This window comes from Paenibacillus sp. CB74, from assembly GCF_055687625.1.
In genome coordinates this window covers 5239153-5257499 of the sequence record NZ_CM146009.1, presented here as the reverse complement: position 1 = coordinate 5257499, position 18347 = coordinate 5239153, and the positions used below count along the sequence as shown (strand labels likewise).

Below are 18347 nucleotides of genomic sequence, written 5' to 3'. Positions count from 1 at the left end.
TATGCAATATGCCGCGATAAACGGAGAGTTGGTCAATATGGCGGCAGCCGTGGTTCCTGTAACGGATCACGGCTTTTTGTACGGACTTGGATTGTTCGAGACGTTTCGGACCTATCGAGGCATCCCTTTTCTGCTGGAACGGCATTTGGAGCGGATGGCTTCGGGGTGTGAAGAACTGGGCATTCCTTTTACAACGACCGCGGCAGAGGTGACAGATTGGATTCAACGTTTGATGCAGGCGAACGGACTTCAGGATGCATACGTCCGATACACGGTATCCGCAGGTGAAGCGCCGCTAGGTTTACCTTCTGGTGATTATTCGAATCCAAATCATATTTTACTGGCAAAAGCATTACCTGAGCCCACTCCCTCTTTATATGAAAGTGGCAAAATGCTTCAAAGGTTGTCTACACCACGCAACACGCCCGAAGGTGAAGTCCGATTCAAGTCACTGCATTATATGAACAGCATTCTGGCGAAACGGGAGTTGAATGCGTATGGGCAGGATGCACAGGGTGCAGAAGGTCTACAATTAACCCGTGACGGGCATGTCGCTGAGGGTATTGTCAGCAATGTATTTTGGATACGGGAAAATGTGCTCTACACGCCAGCGCTCTCAACCGGCATTCTGCCTGGCATCACGAGAGCCGTGGTGCTTGAGATCGCCACGAAGAAAGGCATTCCTTGCATAGAAACGTTAGCTGCTTGGAAAGATCTTCTGCAAGCAGATGAAATATTTCTAACAGGCTCAGTTGCCGAACTGGTTCCGGTTACGACTCTGCGGGATCAGGACGGAGTCGTAACGATAATCAGCAACGGACATATAGGCCCGGTTACAACAGTCCTTCTGGGTATGTACCGGCAGAAAGCGGGGTATACTTCATGACACTTACACCTGTCATCTATGAACGGAACTATGCATGGGGGCCAGCTGAGTTGAAGCTGGGTGCAAGAACACAGATCATGGGTATTCTCAACGTCACACCTGACTCATTCTCGGATGGTGGTCGGTATACCAACGTGGAGCGGGCGGTTGCTCATGCCATGCAGATGATGGAGGACGGGGCGGACCTTATTGATATCGGCGGGGAGTCCACACGGCCAGGTTCAAATGTAGTGGGCGCCGATGAAGAGCTGAGCCGGATCATTCCGGTTATCGAAGCATTGCATCAGCAAGCCCCGCACATTCCAATATCGGTAGACACGTATAAGGCCGATGTTGCGCGTCAAGCTATTCTAGCCGGTGCCCATATCATTAATGATGTGTGGGGGGCCAAGGCAGATCCAGATATGGCACGCACGGCAGCAGCACTGGAGTGTCCCGTTATTCTGATGCATAATCGACAGGAACGAAACTATACCGATTATTTGAGTGATGTCGTCAGCGATTTGCAGGAGAGCATACAGATTGCGCTGGGATCCGGTGTAAAAGCAGATCAGATTATCCTGGACCCGGGCATTGGTTTTGTGAAGGATCTCGCAGAAAATCTGAAGCTCATGTCATCGCTCGGTTTACTCAATGAAATGGGTTATCCGGTTCTGCTAGCCACCTCACGCAAAAGATTCATCCAGAACACCCTGGATGTTGGTGCCGATGATGCGCTGGAAGGAACGGCTGCGACCGTTGCCTTCGGCATCGCCCAAGGCTGCCAGATGGTTCGGGTTCATGATGTGAAGTCGATTCGGCGGACGGCAGATATGTGTGATGCCATGTTATACGCTTCTCCAGGTATACGGAGGAAATAATTCTGGCGGGTCAGAGTGACCCGTCCAGTGGAAGCGCAGCGTTTTTATAAGGCGGAGCTAAGGAATAACTTCAAATAGATTAGAATTTCAATATATATAGAGGGCAGGCGGATCGTATGGATAGAATGGTTATGCATCGCATGGAGTATTACGGATATCACGGTGTATTTGCCGAGGAGCGGAAGCTAGGGGCACGTTACTATATTGATCTGGAGATTGACATGGACCTGAGTGAGGCTGGACGTAATGATGATCTGACCAAAACGATCAATTATGCGGAGATCCATGAGCTGGTCAAACAGATTGTAGAGAATAAATCATTCCAGTTAATTGAAGCTTTGGGCGAACATATTGCATCTTCTTTACTAGACACTTATACTATTATCAATGCATTGACAGTCAAGGTGACGAAGCCACATCCGCCATTCGATATTCATTTTGAGGGCGTAACGGTAGAGCTTCGCCGCACAAGAAAGTGAGAACCGATCATGATTGCACATTCGACCTCTGAATCTTCAGAGGCTTATATTGCTTTAGGGGCCAATTTGGGTGACCGGGAAGAGACGTTGCTTGAGGCGTTGTCTTTGCTCGATGAACACCCTCATATATTCGTTCTGCGTTGTTCTTCGCTATATGAGACGGAACCTGTAGGATATGTAGATCAGCCTGCGTTTCTGAATATGGCAGTCGCCGTACAGGTGATGCTGACACCGGAGCAGTTACTTACGGAATTACTGGATATCGAGAACCGGCTTGGTCGTGTTCGTGATATTCGCTGGGGACCGCGCACCGTTGATCTGGATCTGCTCTGGATGCAGGGTGAGACGCGAGATACCGAATTGCTCCAATTGCCTCATCCCCGTATGGGCGAAAGGGCTTTTGTACTGGTGCCACTGTCGGATATCGTACCGGAGGACGAGGTTTCAGGTTTGTATACCTTTGTACACGCATCGTTGTCTGTACTGGATGGAAAGGATGGAATACAGCTTTGGAAAACATGCAATTGGCCAATCGAATCCGGGCATTCCGGAAGCTGAAAGGTTTAACACAACATGAACTTGCTGCCGAGACCGGCATCTCGCTGGCCATTCTGGGAACCATTGAGCGGGGGAACCGTAAGGTATCACAGCAAGAACTGGATCGAATTGCTGGTGTGCTGGCAATCAGTATCGAGGAGTTGCAGGGTAACTAGGACCGTTTCGGTTTTGTCATGCTATAACAATAGAGATATCGATCGAACCATAATCGTTGATTTATATAGAATTGTAAAAGGAGTGAAACGACTACCGTGCTTAACATTGGTGGCATTGAAATGAAAAATCAGGTCGTACTTGCGCCGATGGCTGGTGTATGTAATCCGGCTTTTCGATTAATCGCAAAAGAATTCGGAACAGGCCTCGTATGTGCGGAGATGGTGAGTGGCAAAGCCATTGTCCATGGCAACCAGCGTACACGGGAGATGTTGTTTGTAGATGAGCGTGAGAAACCGCTGAGCCTTCAGATTTTTGGAGGAGATCGTGATTCCCTCATAGAAGCAGCCAAGATTGTGGACAAGGAAACGAATGCAGACATCATCGACATTAACATGGGATGCCCTGTGCCTAAGGTAACAAAATGTGATGCAGGTGCACGTTGGTTGCTTGATCCGAACAAGATCTATGAGATGGTATCCGCTGTAGTAGATGCGGTTGAGAAGCCGGTAACGGTCAAGATGCGTATTGGCTGGGATAACGAGCATATCTTCGCGGTTGAGAATGCGCTCGCGGTGGAACGTGCAGGCGGACAGGCGGTAAGTGTACACGGCCGAACACGAGAGCAACTCTATACAGGCACTGCTGACTGGTCACACATCAAAGATGTCAAAGAGGCTGTCTCTATTCCGGTGATCGGCAACGGTGATGTCCATACACCAGAGGACGCACGCCGTATGCTGGATGAAACGGGCTGTGACGGGGTTATGATTGGTCGTGCCGCGCTGGGAAACCCATGGATGCTGTATCGTACCATTCAATACTTAAGCACGGGGGAATTGCTTCCTGACCCGAATGGCGAAGAGAAGATCCGTGTTGCCATCCTGCATATGGATCGCCTGATTGCATTGAAGAATGAGACAGTTGCCGTACGCGAGATGCGTAAACATCTGGCTTGGTATCTGAAAGGCTTGAAAGGATCTGCCCGTATCAAGGATGTTATTATGGAAGGCACCAAGCGGGATGAGATGGTACAGATTCTGGAGAACTTTGTGAGTCAGCTGAAAAGTGAAGGTAATTTGGAGTCAGAACCGGTAATTGCCGGAAGTGCATCGTAATTAAGTCTGTAAAACGTTTACAGCTACAGATGACGTAACATTGACTTTTCGAGATCGTTCCCCTATACTTTCACAGTATAAATTCGCCATGTGCGTTAATTAAAGGCTAGTCATCAGGAGGAATATTCTATTTCTCTGGAGAACTTCATATAGTTTTGAAGATGTATGCGGGCGGAGCTATGTAATTACCACTGATTCCGTTGCCGTACAATCAAATTATTCCCATGACAGGAGAATCGGTTGAGATGAGCGACAAGGAAGTTATCCTTACACCAGAGGGACTTAAGAAGCTGGAAGAAGAACTGGAAACATTGAAATCAGTGAAGCGCCGCGAAGTGGCTGAACGGATTAAGGTAGCCATCGGGTATGGAGATATCAGTGAGAACTCTGAATACGAAGATGCCAAGAACGAACAGGCTTTCATTGAAGGTCGTATTATTACTTTGGAGAAAATGCTTCGGAACGCACGCATTATTAACAGTGATGAGATTGACACCGATGTCGTGAGTGTAGGTGCAACAGTTACTGTGGAAGATTTGGAATTCGGCGACATCACAGAATATACAATTGTAGGTTCTGCTGAATCAAACCCGCTTCAGAACAAGATTTCCAACGAAAGCCCTGTCGGTAAAGCGATCTTGGGCAAGAAAAATGGTACAGTTGTTGATGTAAGTGTGCCTGCTGGCGTAATTCAATATAAAATTGTAGATATTAAAAAGCTATAGTAACGAAGCAGTTGGGCATGGTAAACAAAAGCTTCCTTAGGGAAGCTTTTTCAACATTTGAGGAAGAGTGTCCTCACGCGATGCCTGCAATGTAAATAAGGAGATGAATATAGATCATGACGGATGAAGTCTTGAATCAGGAAACCGAACTTAGCGAGCTTTTACAAATTCGCCGTGACAAATTGGACGAGCTCCGCAAATTGGGAATCGATCCTTTTGGCCAAAAATACGTACGTAACGAAGAAGCCGGCTCCATTCTGAAAAAGTATGAAGAACTGACCAAGGAAGAGCTGGAAGAGAAGCACATCGAAGTCAGTATTGCCGGACGGATTATGGCGAAGCGGGGAATGGGTAAAGCAAGCTTTGCACATATTCAGGACCTGAGCGGCAGAATCCAGATCTATGTTCGTCAGGATACCGTGCCTGAGGACAAGTATGCGGCATTCAGCCTGCTGGACCTTGGCGATATCGTTGGGGTAACTGGCGTAATCTTTAAGACCAAAACAGGTGAAACTTCTGTCAAAGTTAAAGACCTTGAAGTGCTGTCCAAATCGCTCTATCCGCTTCCGGACAAATTCCATGGTCTCACTGACGTGGAGCTTCGTTATCGCCAGCGTTATGTTGACTTGATTATGAGCCCGGACGTACAACAGACCTTTATCGCACGTTCCAAAATCATTCAATCAATGCGTCGTTACCTGGATTCCCTTGGATATCTGGAAGTGGAAACACCTACGTTGCATACCATCGCAGGAGGAGCTGCAGCACGTCCGTTCATCACACATCACAATGCGCTGGATATGGAATTGTACATGCGGATTGCGATTGAGCTTCACCTGAAACGTCTGATTGTTGGCGGACTGGAGAAGGTGTATGAGATCGGCCGTGTATATCGGAATGAAGGTATGTCCACACGTCACAATCCGGAATTTACAATGATTGAATTGTATGAGGCATATGCCGACTACAAGGATATTATGCAATTGACGGAGAACCTGGTAGCTCATATTGCACAGGAAGTGCTGGGTACGCAAGTGATCCAGTATGGAGACCATGAAGTAGATCTTACGCCGCAGTGGCGTCGTGTTACGATGGTGGATGCAGTTAAGGAAGTTGTGGGCGTAGACTTCTCCGTGCATATGACGGATGAGGAAGCACATAACTTGGCGAAGGAACATAAGGTTCCGGTTGAAAAACATATGACATTCGGTCATATTCTGAACGCGTTCTTTGAAGAGTTTGTGGAAGAGACGTTGATTCAACCGACATTCATCACGGGACATCCTCTTGAAATCTCACCACTGGCGAAGAAAAACGATGTAGACCCGCGCTTCACGGATCGCTTCGAATTGTTCATCGTTGGACGCGAGCATGCCAATGCCTTCACAGAGCTGAATGATCCAATTGATCAACGTCAACGCTTTGAAGCACAGATGCTAGAGAAAGAACATGGGAACGACGAAGCTCATGAGATGGATGATGACTTCATCCGTGCGCTTGAATATGGTATGCCACCGACAGGCGGATTGGGAATCGGGGTTGATCGCCTGATCATGCTGCTGACCAACTCCCCTTCGATTCGTGACGTACTGCTCTTCCCGCACATGCGTCCTCGTACGCAAGATTAAATAAGGAACGTTCCGTACGTTCATAATAGAAGAGGAACCTGCCGTTCAGTATGATACTGAGGCAAGTTCCTCTTTAGGTTTACATAGGCGCTTAAAATAATGTTCATCAGAACGTTCTGTTCAAAGCACAACAACAATATGGTGGAACTGCGTCGTGGATTCAAGTTAGACTAACTTGTTCGTATTTTGTTAAAAGAGGTGCCCTTCATGAAGTTCAGGCTTCACTTTGCCAAATTTTTATCTCCCCCGTTAATCCTGGTCGGTGGTTTTTTGCTTATCATTGCGATTGGAACAGTGCTTCTCATGTTGCCAATCTCTAACCAAAGTGGTGAGCATTTGGCGTTTATTGACGCGCTCTTTACATCAACCTCTGCCGCATGTGTGACAGGACTTGTCGTCGTAGATGTAGGGACGACCTTTAATCTGTTTGGTCAGCTTGTCATTATGGTATTAATGCAGCTTGGTGGACTCGGCTTCATGACCATAGCTACCCTTTTTGCACTTGTCTTGGGCAGACGAATCTCACTCAAGGACAGGCTACTGCTCAAAGAAGCCATTAATGCAGACAGTATGGAAGGGATTGTACGCATTATCCGCAAGGTGTTGATCTTCTCTTTTACCATTGAAGGGGTGGCTGCTGTCATACTGGCGATGCGCTGGGCAACAGAGATGCCATTGGTTCAGGCTATATACTATGGAATATTTCATTCCGTTTCATTGTTTAATAATGGGGGATTTGATCTGTTAGGCAACAGCTTTCAATATTACACTGGAGACTGGATATTCAACCTGATTGCATCCGTGCTCGTTATCTCTGGTGGACTAGGTTTTGTGGTATTAAATGATCTGTTTGAGTATCGCAAACGCCGTCGTCTATCCCTACAGTCGAAACTGGTGCTATCTGTGTCGGGAGCGCTGATTGGTATAGGAGCAATTGTGTTGTTTGTTTTCGAATTTACCAATGGACATACACTGGCTTCACTCACCTGGAGCGAGAAGATCTATGCATCCTTCTTCCAATCGGTCTCTACACGTTCGTCGGGAACAAGTACAATCGATATCACGGAGATGAGGCAGGCTACCCAATTTTTCTTCATTCTGCTGATGTTTATCGGGGCTTCCCCGGGATCGACCGGGGGCGGGATCAAGACGACTACATTCCTGATTATGATTGGTGCAGTGTATGCCATGATTCGGGGAGACAAGGATATTGTGTTTTTCCGCCAGCGTGTGCCGAAGGAATTACTGATGAGGGCACTGACCATTATTATGGTTTCACTGATCATATTCATGATCGTGGTGATGCTTCTGCTTACGACAGAGGATGCGCCATTCCTTTCACTGATGTTTGAAGCTGCATCGGCTATTGGTACCGTGGGTCTTTCTGTGGGAGTGACGGATGAGTTGACCAATTGGGGAAAAATCATTATTACCGTTACCATGTTTGTAGGTCGTATTGGGCCATTAACCATCGCGTATGCTCTTCGTCCGCGCAAAGAGAAGAAACTGTATCGTCATCCGGAGGGCCGGATCATTATCGGATAAAAAGAAAAACCGCCAGACATTCAGAACTAACTCCTGTTATCGTAACAGGGCTTGGTCATAACGAATGTGCTGCGGTTTTTTTTGGTTTAACGGCATAAGGAGGCAAGATGCAAACCAAGGATATCATCCATGAGTTTGGCATTCATCTGATCGGGTCTAAGCACCGTATGGATACCCAAGCCATCCACGAGTGCATACAATCTCTCGATCTCAAGTTTAATATCAAGATCTGGTCTCGTGAGATCATGTTCGATCAGGTGAGTGATAACATAGCCTACAGCCTGTCTGAGTGCATCATACACTGTATCGGCAAGTTCTTTGAGCGTAGCATCGGTTTTGGATCTGGCTGTAAAAGCGTACCACACCTCCATTTCGGCCAGTTTTTCATCTGTGTTTGGTAATAACTCGAGTAATAAACATTTCATATTATCCATGGGAGATCCGGTGAAGGACATGTGTTGGATTCGATTGGATACCCGCTCGGATACCAGATTCATGGCATATAGTAATAGTTCTGACTGTGTAGAAAAGTAGTGACGCATTGAACCGACCGAAATTCCTGCTTCTTCAGCGATATTCCGAACAGAGGCTTGTTCCATGCCATCTCTTCGTATAATACGCCAAGCTGCCTCGGCCACGAGCATACGCTGTTTATCATGATCAACAATTTTAGGCATAGGAACATTATATCATTGTTGATTATTATGATACAAATGTGCTAAATTATATTTAATACAAACGTATTATAAAAAAAGGGGGCTAATAGATGATTGGTTATTTCATTATAGGATGTGAGATTGCCTTTTGGGTGTTTGTGTTTGCGGGTCTAAGTGTCAGGTATCTTCTTGGCATGAAAAGGTTAGGCATTGGTTTGTTGATGGCAACACCAATAGTGGATCTGTTGTTGCTGGTGGCCACTGTGATAGATCTTCAGCGTGGAGCTACAGCGAGCATGATCCATGGTATTGCTGCGGTGTATATCGGAGTAAGTATCGCCTATGGTCATCAGATGATCGCTTGGGCGGATCGATATTTCCTGTATTGGTTCAAAGGCGGAGAGAATCCTCGTAGCAACAAGTTATATGGAAGGGAGCATGCACGTCATGAGCGTAATGGATGGTTTAGACATCTTTTGGCTTGGGCAATAGGTAGTGCATTTCTATTCGCCATGATATGGTGGATTGGGGATCCTGAACGTACAGCCGTCTTCTATAATCTGATTAAAATGTGGGGAATCATAATCGGAATCGATTTTATAATAAGCTTTAGCTATAGTTTATGGCCAAGAAAAGTTCCTGCTAGGGATGTTAAACAATAAAATCAAGTGGGACGCGTATAAGAATCTGCTACATTGGGAGGACACTCTATATTCGTTTAGGACGTATCATTTCGGTAACTATAAAAGTTGAAAAAAAGACTTGCAATAAAAATCTGTACATGGTATATTCTAATTCCGGCCAAGAAAACACGATTTACACAGTGCGGCAAGCAAATCAAATAAGCTTCGAAAGAAACTTAAAAAAGAGCTTGCAAAGTTGGTTCGGATGTGATAAGATATAAAAGTTGCTGAAGAGAACGACATTCGGTAACAAAACAAGTTTGATCTTTGAAAACTGAACAACGAGTGAGTAAACATTCTGCTTGCAGAATGAACGCGAAAGTTTGAAACAAGCCTCGGCTTGGATCGACTGGAGCACAATTGAGATTTTTAATCTCGTCAGATTCAAAATGAGCTTATCGCTCTTTTCAATACTTTATTGGAGAGTTTGATCCTGGCTCAGGACGAACGCTGGCGGCATGCCTAATACATGCAAGTCGAGCGGACTTGATGAGAAGCTTGCTTCTCTGATGGTTAGCGGCGGACGGGTGAGTAACACGTAGGCAACCTGCCCTCAAGTTTGGGACAACTACCGGAAACGGTAGCTAATACCGAATAGTTGTTTCCTTCGCCTGAAGGAAACTGGAAAGACGGAGCAATCTGTCACTTGGGGATGGGCCTGCGGCGCATTAGCTAGTTGGTGGGGTAACGGCTCACCAAGGCGACGATGCGTAGCCGACCTGAGAGGGTGATCGGCCACACTGGGACTGAGACACGGCCCAGACTCCTACGGGAGGCAGCAGTAGGGAATCTTCCGCAATGGGCGAAAGCCTGACGGAGCAATGCCGCGTGAGTGATGAAGGTTTTCGGATCGTAAAGCTCTGTTGCCAGGGAAGAACGCTTGGGAGAGTAACTGCTCTCAAGGTGACGGTACCTGAGAAGAAAGCCCCGGCTAACTACGTGCCAGCAGCCGCGGTAATACGTAGGGGGCAAGCGTTGTCCGGAATTATTGGGCGTAAAGCGCGCGCAGGCGGTCATTTAAGTCTGGTGTTTAATCCCGGGGCTCAACCCCGGATCGCACTGGAAACTGGGTGACTTGAGTGCAGAAGAGGAGAGTGGAATTCCACGTGTAGCGGTGAAATGCGTAGATATGTGGAGGAACACCAGTGGCGAAGGCGACTCTCTGGGCTGTAACTGACGCTGAGGCGCGAAAGCGTGGGGAGCAAACAGGATTAGATACCCTGGTAGTCCACGCCGTAAACGATGAGTGCTAGGTGTTAGGGGTTTCGATACCCTTGGTGCCGAAGTTAACACATTAAGCACTCCGCCTGGGGAGTACGGTCGCAAGACTGAAACTCAAAGGAATTGACGGGGACCCGCACAAGCAGTGGAGTATGTGGTTTAATTCGAAGCAACGCGAAGAACCTTACCAGGTCTTGACATCAGCATGACCGGGCTAGAGATAGTCCTTTCCTTCGGGACATGCTAGACAGGTGGTGCATGGTTGTCGTCAGCTCGTGTCGTGAGATGTTGGGTTAAGTCCCGCAACGAGCGCAACCCTTGATCTTAGTTGCCAGCACTTCGGGTGGGCACTCTAAGGTGACTGCCGGTGACAAACCGGAGGAAGGTGGGGATGACGTCAAATCATCATGCCCCTTATGACCTGGGCTACACACGTACTACAATGGCCGGTACAACGGGCTGTGAAGCCGCGAGGTGGAACGAATCCTAAAAAGCCGGTCTCAGTTCGGATTGCAGGCTGCAACTCGCCTGCATGAAGTCGGAATTGCTAGTAATCGCGGATCAGCATGCCGCGGTGAATACGTTCCCGGGTCTTGTACACACCGCCCGTCACACCACGAGAGTTTATAACACCCGAAGTCGGTGGGGTAACCGCAAGGAGCCAGCCGCCGAAGGTGGGATAGATGATTGGGGTGAAGTCGTAACAAGGTAGCCGTATCGGAAGGTGCGGCTGGATCACCTCCTTTCTATGGAGAATCGTTTCCCGCGTGGAAACATTCAAATACGCAGCTTAGCTGCAAACTACTCACTCGTTGCTCAGTTTTGAGAGCTCAAACTCTCAAACAGCTTGCTTTTGCATGGAGCTTGTTCTTTGAAAACTAGATATCGAAACGAAAGTAAATGCGAATTAGAACATTCCTTTTTAGCTGAACTTGTGTATAACAAGTTTCAATAAAAACGGTAGATTGCACGTACGATGGTATCGAATGGGAGCGACTTTTGGCTTTGCGCAAGCAAAACAAGGGAAGCGAGCAGTCGAAACCGGAGCACGAGGTTAAGCTACTAAGAGCACACGGAGGATGCCTAGGCGCTAGGAGCCGATGAAGGACGTGGCGAACAACGAAACTGCCTCGGGGAGCTGTAAGCAAGCTTTGATCCGGGGGTGTCCGAATGGGGAAACCCAAGCTGGGGTAATTTCCAGTTACTCATAACTGAATACATAGGTTATGTAGAGGCATACCAGGGGAACTGAAACATCTAAGTACCCTGAGGAAGAGAAAACAATAGTGATTCCGTCAGTAGCGGCGAGCGAACGCGGAGAAGCCCAAACCAGAGAGCTTGCTCTTTGGGGTTGTGGGACGTCTCACATGGAGTTACAAAGGAGTCAGTTAAACGAAGAGGTCTGGAAAGGCCCGCCAAAGAAGGTAAAAGCCCTGTAATTGAAAGTTGACTCTCTCCGAGACGGATCCCGAGTAGTGCGGGGCACGTGAAACCCCGTATGAATCCGGCAGGACCATCTGCCAAGGCTAAATACTTCCTAGCGACCGATAGTGAAGCAGTACCGTGAGGGAAAGGTGAAAAGCACCCCGGAAGGGGAGTGAAATAGAACCTGAAACCGTGTGCTTACAAAAAGTCAGAGCCCGTTTTAGGGGTGATGGCGTGCCTTTTGTAGAATGAACCGGCGAGTTACGTTCCCGTGCAAGGTTAAGGTGAAGAGCCGGAGCCGCAGCGAAAGCGAGTCTGAATAGGGCGACATAGTACGTGGACGTAGACCCGAAACCGGGTGATCTACCCCTGTCCAGGGTGAAGGTGCGGTAACACGCACTGGAGGCCCGAACCCACGCACGTTGAAAAGTGCGGGGATGAGGTGGGGGTAGCGGAGAAATTCCAATCGAACTCGGAGATAGCTGGTTCTCCCCGAAATAGCTTTAGGGCTAGCCTCGGAAAACAGAGTCGTGGAGGTAGAGCACTGATTGGGTGCGGGGCCCGCAAGGGTTACCAAGCTCAGTCAAACTCCGAATGCCATAGACTTACTTCCGGGAGTCAGACAGTGAGTGCTAAGATCCATTGTCAAAAGGGAAACAGCCCAGACCATCAGCTAAGGTCCCCAAGTGTGTGTTAAGTGGGAAAGGATGTGGAGTTGCACAGACAACCAGGATGTTGGCTTAGAAGCAGCCACCATTGAAAGAGTGCGTAATAGCTCACTGGTCGAGTGACTCTGCGCCGAAAATGTAACGGGGCTAAACACACCACCGAAGCTATGGCTTGATGCTTTGCATCAGGGGTAGGGGAGCGTTGTATAAGGGTTGAAGGTGTACCGTAAGGAGCGCTGGACATTATACAAGTGAGAATGCCGGTATGAGTAACGAAAAGATCAGTGAGAATCTGATCCGCCGAAAGCCTAAGGGTTCCTGAGGAAGGCTCGTCCGCTCAGGGTAAGTCGGGACCTAAGGCGAGGCCGAAAGGCGTAGTCGAAGGACAACAGGTCGAAATTCCTGTACCACCGTAAGCCGTTATGAGCAATGGGGGGACGCAGTAGGGTAGTGACGCGGACTGATGGATGTCCGTCTAAGCAGTGAGGCTGATGTGTAGGCAAATCCGCACATCGTAAGGCTGAGCTGTGATGGGGAGCGAAAATTGTAGTAGCGAAGGTCATGATCTCACACTGCCAAGAAAAGCCTCTAGCCAGGTGAAGGTGCCCGTACCGCAAACCGACACAGGTAGGCGAGAAGAGTATTCTAAGGCGCGCGGAAGAACTCTCGTTAAGGAACTCGGCAAAATGACCCCGTAACTTCGGGAGAAGGGGTGCCCCGGTAGTGTGAATAGCACGAGGGGGCCGCAGTGAAAAGGCCCAAGCGACTGTTTAGCAAAAACACAGGTCTGTGCGAAGCCGTAAGGCGAAGTATACGGGCTGACGCCTGCCCGGTGCTGGAAGGTTAAGGGGAGTGGTTAGGAGTAATCCGAAGCTGTGAACCGAAGCCCCAGTAAACGGCGGCCGTAACTATAACGGTCCTAAGGTAGCGAAATTCCTTGTCAGGTAAATTCTGACCCGCACGAATGGCGTAACGACTTGGGCGCTGTCTCAACGAGAGATCCGGTGAAATTTTAATACCTGTGAAGATGCAGGTTACCCGCGACAAGACGGAAAGACCCCATGGAGCTTTACTGCAGCTTGATATTGAATTTGGGTACGATCTGTACAGGATAGGTGGGAGCCTTTGAAACGTGAGCGCCAGCTTGCGTGGAGGCAACGTTGGGATACCACCCTGATCGTATCTAGGTTCTAACCTGGTACCGTAATCCGGTGCGGGGACAGTGTCAGGTGGGCAGTTTGACTGGGGCGGTCGCCTCCTAAAGAGTAACGGAGGCGCCCAAAGGTTCCCTCAGAATGGTTGGAAATCATTCGAAGAGTGCAAAGGCATAAGGGAGCTTGACTGCGAGACCTACAAGTCGAGCAGGGACGAAAGTCGGGCTTAGTGATCCGGTGGTACCGCATGGAAGGGCCATCGCTCAACGGATAAAAGCTACCCTGGGGATAACAGGCTTATCTCCCCCAAGAGTCCACATCGACGGGGAGGTTTGGCACCTCGATGTCGGCTCATCGCATCCTGGGGCTGAAGTAGGTCCCAAGGGTTGGGCTGTTCGCCCATTAAAGCGGTACGCGAGCTGGGTTCAGAACGTCGTGAGACAGTTCGGTCCCTATCTGTCGTGGGCGTAGGAAATTTGAGAGGAGCTGTCCTTAGTACGAGAGGACCGGGATGGACGTACCGCTGGTGTACCAGTTGTTCCGCCAGGAGCACCGCTGGGTAGCTATGTACGGACGGGATAAACGCTGAAAGCATCTAAGCGTGAAGCCCCCCTCAAGATGAGATTTCCCAGTATGTAAGACCCCTTGAAGACGACGAGGTAGATAGGCTGGGGGTGGAAGTGCAGCAATGCATGGAGCTGACCAGTACTAATCGGTCGAGGGCTTATCCAAATATGCAAGTGATAGTTCGCATGTTTCGTTTCGAATCTAGTTTTCAGAGAACAACCACTCTGAAATGTAAGCTACGCGTTTGGTGGCGATGGCGGAGGGGTTCCACACGTACCCATCCCGAACACGACCGTTAAGCCCTCTAGCGCCGATGGTACTTGGACCGCAGGGTCCTGGGAGAGTAGGACGCCGCCAAGCAAAGAACCACTGCCGATGTTATTCGGTGGTGGTTTTTATTTATATACAAATGAGTACTTGAGGTATAAAAAAAGCCTGAAAACGGAAACTTTGTATCCTAAATGGCTTAATAGAAATAAACGTCGTTTGATTTGTGCAGACATTTATAGGTTATATTTTTTTAAGTTGTCCGCACGACAAAAACAGTTGTATTCATCAGGCAATACACCTAATATAACCAAGTACTTTTCCTTGACAGTCTAAATATCGCTTTGCTAAGATGGCAATAATAAATTTTTCAGAAAACGTATTTTCGGCGTAAAATACAGCCTGGAATCTTCGGGTTTTGGACCGTAAAGCTGAGCAACCATAAGGAGGAACACTTGCGTGTGGGAAGATAAATTTGGTAAGGAAGGCCTCACCTTTGATGATGTATTGCTAGTGCCACGGAAATCCGAGACACTGCCTAAGGAAGTAGATGTATCTATTCGTTTAAGCGACACTGTGAAGTTAAATATTCCTTTGATTAGTGCAGGAATGGATACGGTCACTGAAGCGACTTTGGCTATTGCCATTGCACGTGAAGGCGGTATCGGTATCATTCATAAAAATATGTCTGTTGAACAACAGGCTGAAGAAGTAGATCGGGTTAAACGTTCAGAGAGTGGTGTAATTACGAATCCATTCTCACTCACAGCAGATCATCTGGTATCTGATGCTGAAGAAGTTATGGCGAAATATCGGATCTCCGGCGTACCCATTATTGAAGGAGATCAGAAGCTGGTTGGTATTTTGACCAACCGTGATTTGCGTTTTATCCATGATTACGGCATCAAAATCAGCGAAGTTATGACTCGTGAGAATCTGGTTACCGCTCCTGTAGGTACTACATTGCAAGAAGCTGAAGGTATCCTTCAGAAACATAAGATTGAGAAACTTCCATTAGTTGATGAGACGAACACGTTGAAAGGTCTTATCACTATTAAAGATATTGAGAAAGCCATTCAATTCCCTCATGCAGCCAAAGATGCTCAAGGTCGTCTGTTGGTTGGTGCAGCGATTGGTATCTCCAAGGACACCTTTGAACGTGCGGATGCTTTGGTACAAGCTGGTGTTGATTTGATTACGGTAGACTCGGCTCACGGACACCACATTAATATCATTGAAGCAGTACGTCAGCTTCGCGAACGCTTCCCTACCCTGACCATCGTTGCAGGTAACGTGGCTACTGGTGAAGCTACTCGTGACCTGATTGAAGCAGGGGCTTCGGTAGTTAAAGTGGGTATTGGTCCAGGGTCGATTTGTACAACACGTGTAATTGCTGGTATTGGTGTACCTCAAGTAACGGCAGTGTACGATTGTGCAACAGTGGCACGTGAATATGGAGTTCCGATTATTGCGGACGGCGGAATTAAATATTCTGGTGAAATTACGAAGGCACTGGCTGCAGGTGCACACGCGGTTATGTTGGGAAGTTTGTTTGCCGGTACAGCGGAAAGCCCGGGGGAAACTGAAATTTTCCAAGGACGTAGCTACAAAGTTTATCGCGGTATGGGTTCAATGGCTGCGATGAAACAAGGTAGTAAAGATCGTTATTTCCAAGATGATGACAAGAAACTGGTTCCAGAAGGAATTGAGGGTCGCGTCGCTTACAAAGGTCCATTATCTGATACGATTCACCAACTGATTGGTGGTCTGCGTTCCGGTATGGGTTACTGCGGTACAAGCAACCTGGAGCAGCTTCGGAACGATACTGGTTTTATTCGTATTACAGGTGCAGGCCTGCGTGAAAGCCATCCACATGATGTACAGATTACAAAAGAAGCACCTAACTACTCGTTGTAATCGGAAGAGAGTTAATCATTTCCAGGACAGGCTCGGTGATTTTCACCGGGTCTGTCTTTTTTTGCAGATACCCCTGTGATAGAATAGAACAAGCGGTGACGATCCATGGATGGATTAAGGCGTTGCGGCGGCTATTTGACGTGAATCTATGAATATGGTTTCGAAAAGCAAATGCAGTGCAAAAAAAGGCTGCCAGCCAAACAGAAGCGCGGACGTCCTTTTACATAAGCATTCGCAAAATGCGGACTAAGTGACAATCGATAACGAACTTTAGGAGCAATAATATTGCTCGTTCGATACAGCGCATATAGCACACATCTCACACATCAAACATGCAGGTTAGGGAACAAGAAAATCGCAGCATAAGCTGCACTGAAGCAATTAACAATGCTTTGGATCGAAGGGAGTATTCATCATTGAAAGCCAAACACATGAATAAGAAGAAACGCCAAATGCTCAAAAAGAGCGTAGCCTCGGTAATGCTAATTAACATGCTTTGCATGTCTGCAGTAATGCCAGTCATGGCTGCTGCGAACGACTCCGGGCAGGTCCTGACTGCTGCAGCAACAACAACGAAGACGGAGAAAGCTGTACAGGTACCTGGGGTAGACTCATTGGGGCTTGAGGTTAGGTCAGCCGTTCTCATGGAGGCATCAACGGGTCAGATTTTGCTCAATGTCGATGCGGATAAAGCCATGCCACCTGCCAGTATGACCAAAATGATGACAGAGTACATTGTCGCTGAACAAGTTAAACAAGGTAAACTCGGCTGGGACGATATTGTAACTGTTAAAAAGAATGCTGCACAAAGTGTCGGATCACGTATTTTCCTTGCTGAAGGGGACCAACACACAGTTAAGGATCTCTATATTGCTATGGCTGTTGGGTCTGCTAATGATGCTACGGTCGCTTTGGCTGAACATGTTGCAGGTTCGGAAGAAGCTTTCGTGAAAATGATGAATGATGAAGCGAAGCGTATGGGCATGAAGGATACGTTCTTCATCAACTCTTCCGGTCTCGATCGAGCAGATATGCCTGCCGATTTCCGCCCAGCTGAAGACAAGGAAACAGTCATGTCCGCACTGGATGCTGCAATTCTATGCAGATATATCATCATGGATCACCCAGACTACAAAGATTTTACAACCATTCAATCCTATAAGTTCCGTCCCAATGATAAAGCCCCAATTATCAATTATAACTGGATGCTGGAAGCGAATAAAAATATAACCAATTTCAAAAGCTATGCCTATGAAGGTCTGGATGGAATGAAAACAGGCCATACCACGAACGCAGGTAATAACTTTACAGGTACAGCGGAACGTAACGGTATGCGTCTAATTAGTGTTGTTATGGGCACAGATTCGGAATCCGCACGTTTCAGAGAAACTAAAAAGGTATTGGACTTTGGATTTAACAACTTTGAAGTGAAGCAGGCTGTCGCAGGCAAAACCAAAGTGACGGGCTGGGAAGCTGTACCTTTGAAAAAAGGTAAAGAAACAACTGTTCCTGTCGTAACAGATAATGCGGTAAGTTTCGTTGTACCCAAAGGTACTCAGAACCTGGATGTGACGTTCAAAGCCAACGTAACTGAGGCTGACAAGCTGGTAGCACCAATCAAGGCAGGTACGAAGGTTGGTACAGTAACGTATACGTACAAAGCAGATGGAATTGAGCCTCAGGAAAAAACAGTGAACTTGATCACAGCGGAAGAGGCTGATAAAGGCGGATGGTTCCGTTTGTTCTTCCGAGCTGTTAAAGATTTCTTCGTCGATCTCTTTGACGGGATCAAAAACCTGTTCTAGTTTATAGGATACTTCTTGTAAAAGAGTATGAT

Annotated in this window: 13 protein-coding genes and 3 rRNA genes; 15 read left to right on the top strand and 1 reads right to left on the bottom strand. The window is 47.7% G+C overall.

The window, feature by feature from the left end; all coding sequences use genetic code 11:
- The first annotated feature begins 1 nt into the window (after position 1).
- From ACX9NY_RS23320 to ACX9NY_RS23280, 9 genes are all read left to right on the top strand, one after another.
- Positions 2-886 (top strand): aminotransferase class IV, encoded by an 885-nt coding sequence (locus ACX9NY_RS23320; protein WP_339258181.1) that lies wholly within the window; start codon positions 2-4, stop codon positions 884-886.
- Positions 883-1746: a dihydropteroate synthase gene (gene folP / locus ACX9NY_RS23315; RefSeq protein WP_339258182.1), complete on the top strand. Its 864-nt coding sequence runs from the start codon at positions 883-885 to the stop codon at positions 1744-1746. The genes ACX9NY_RS23320 and folP overlap by 4 nt, the downstream gene beginning before the upstream one ends.
- 116 nt (positions 1747-1862) lie before the next feature.
- Positions 1863-2225: a dihydroneopterin aldolase gene (gene folB, locus ACX9NY_RS23310; RefSeq protein WP_339238951.1), complete on the top strand. Its 363-nt coding sequence runs from the start codon at positions 1863-1865 to the stop codon at positions 2223-2225.
- Between the two features lie 9 nt (positions 2226-2234).
- A complete protein-coding gene (folK, locus tag ACX9NY_RS23305; RefSeq protein WP_339258184.1) occupies positions 2235-2783 on the top strand; it encodes a 2-amino-4-hydroxy-6-hydroxymethyldihydropteridine diphosphokinase in 549 nt (182 codons plus the stop codon).
- A complete protein-coding gene (locus ACX9NY_RS23300; RefSeq protein WP_339242857.1) occupies positions 2744-2938 on the top strand; it encodes a helix-turn-helix domain-containing protein in 195 nt (64 codons plus the stop codon). The genes folK and ACX9NY_RS23300 overlap by 40 nt, the downstream gene beginning before the upstream one ends.
- A gap of 96 nt (positions 2939-3034) precedes the next feature.
- Complete coding sequence (gene dusB, locus ACX9NY_RS23295; RefSeq protein ID WP_339238953.1) at positions 3035-4054, top strand: tRNA dihydrouridine synthase DusB; 1020 nt, start codon at positions 3035-3037, stop codon at positions 4052-4054.
- Positions 4055-4299: 245 nt separating this feature from the next.
- Positions 4300-4779 (top strand): transcription elongation factor GreA, encoded by a 480-nt coding sequence (gene greA / locus ACX9NY_RS23290; RefSeq protein WP_076216743.1) that lies wholly within the window; start codon positions 4300-4302, stop codon positions 4777-4779.
- 116 nt (positions 4780-4895) lie between these two features.
- On the top strand, positions 4896-6407 hold the full coding sequence (gene lysS / locus ACX9NY_RS23285) for a lysine--tRNA ligase (RefSeq protein ID WP_339238954.1): 1512 nt from the start codon (positions 4896-4898) through the stop codon (positions 6405-6407).
- A gap of 207 nt (positions 6408-6614) precedes the next feature.
- Positions 6615-7952, top strand: a complete 1338-nt coding sequence (locus ACX9NY_RS23280) for a TrkH family potassium uptake protein (RefSeq protein WP_339258186.1) — start codon at positions 6615-6617, stop codon at positions 7950-7952.
- An 86-nt stretch (positions 7953-8038) separates the two neighbouring features.
- On the opposite strand, the gene ACX9NY_RS23275 is transcribed toward ACX9NY_RS23280, so the two are convergent.
- Positions 8039-8629, bottom strand: a complete 591-nt coding sequence (locus ACX9NY_RS23275; protein WP_472475323.1) for a TetR/AcrR family transcriptional regulator — start codon at positions 8627-8629, stop codon at positions 8039-8041.
- A gap of 89 nt (positions 8630-8718) precedes the next feature.
- Between ACX9NY_RS23275 and ACX9NY_RS23270 the strand changes: the two genes are divergently transcribed.
- The 6 genes from ACX9NY_RS23270 (at position 8719) to ACX9NY_RS23245 (ending at position 18315) form a co-directional block, all read left to right on the top strand.
- Positions 8719-9270: a hypothetical protein gene (locus ACX9NY_RS23270; RefSeq protein ID WP_472475321.1), complete on the top strand. Its 552-nt coding sequence runs from the start codon at positions 8719-8721 to the stop codon at positions 9268-9270.
- A gap of 436 nt (positions 9271-9706) precedes the next feature.
- Positions 9707-11258: ribosomal RNA gene (locus ACX9NY_RS23265) — 16S ribosomal RNA — on the top strand.
- A 306-nt stretch (positions 11259-11564) separates the two neighbouring features.
- Positions 11565-14491 (top strand): 23S ribosomal RNA (locus ACX9NY_RS23260).
- Positions 14492-14569: 78 nt separating this feature from the next.
- Positions 14570-14686 (top strand): 5S ribosomal RNA (gene rrf / locus ACX9NY_RS23255).
- Together the 16S, 23S and 5S rRNA genes form the textbook arrangement of a ribosomal RNA operon.
- 366 nt (positions 14687-15052) lie before the next feature.
- On the top strand, positions 15053-16510 hold the full coding sequence (gene guaB / locus ACX9NY_RS23250) for an IMP dehydrogenase (RefSeq protein WP_339304942.1): 1458 nt from the start codon (positions 15053-15055) through the stop codon (positions 16508-16510).
- Between the two features lie 416 nt (positions 16511-16926).
- A complete protein-coding gene (locus tag ACX9NY_RS23245; protein WP_339238959.1) occupies positions 16927-18315 on the top strand; it encodes a D-alanyl-D-alanine carboxypeptidase family protein in 1389 nt (462 codons plus the stop codon).
- Positions 18316-18347: the final 32 nt, after the last annotated feature.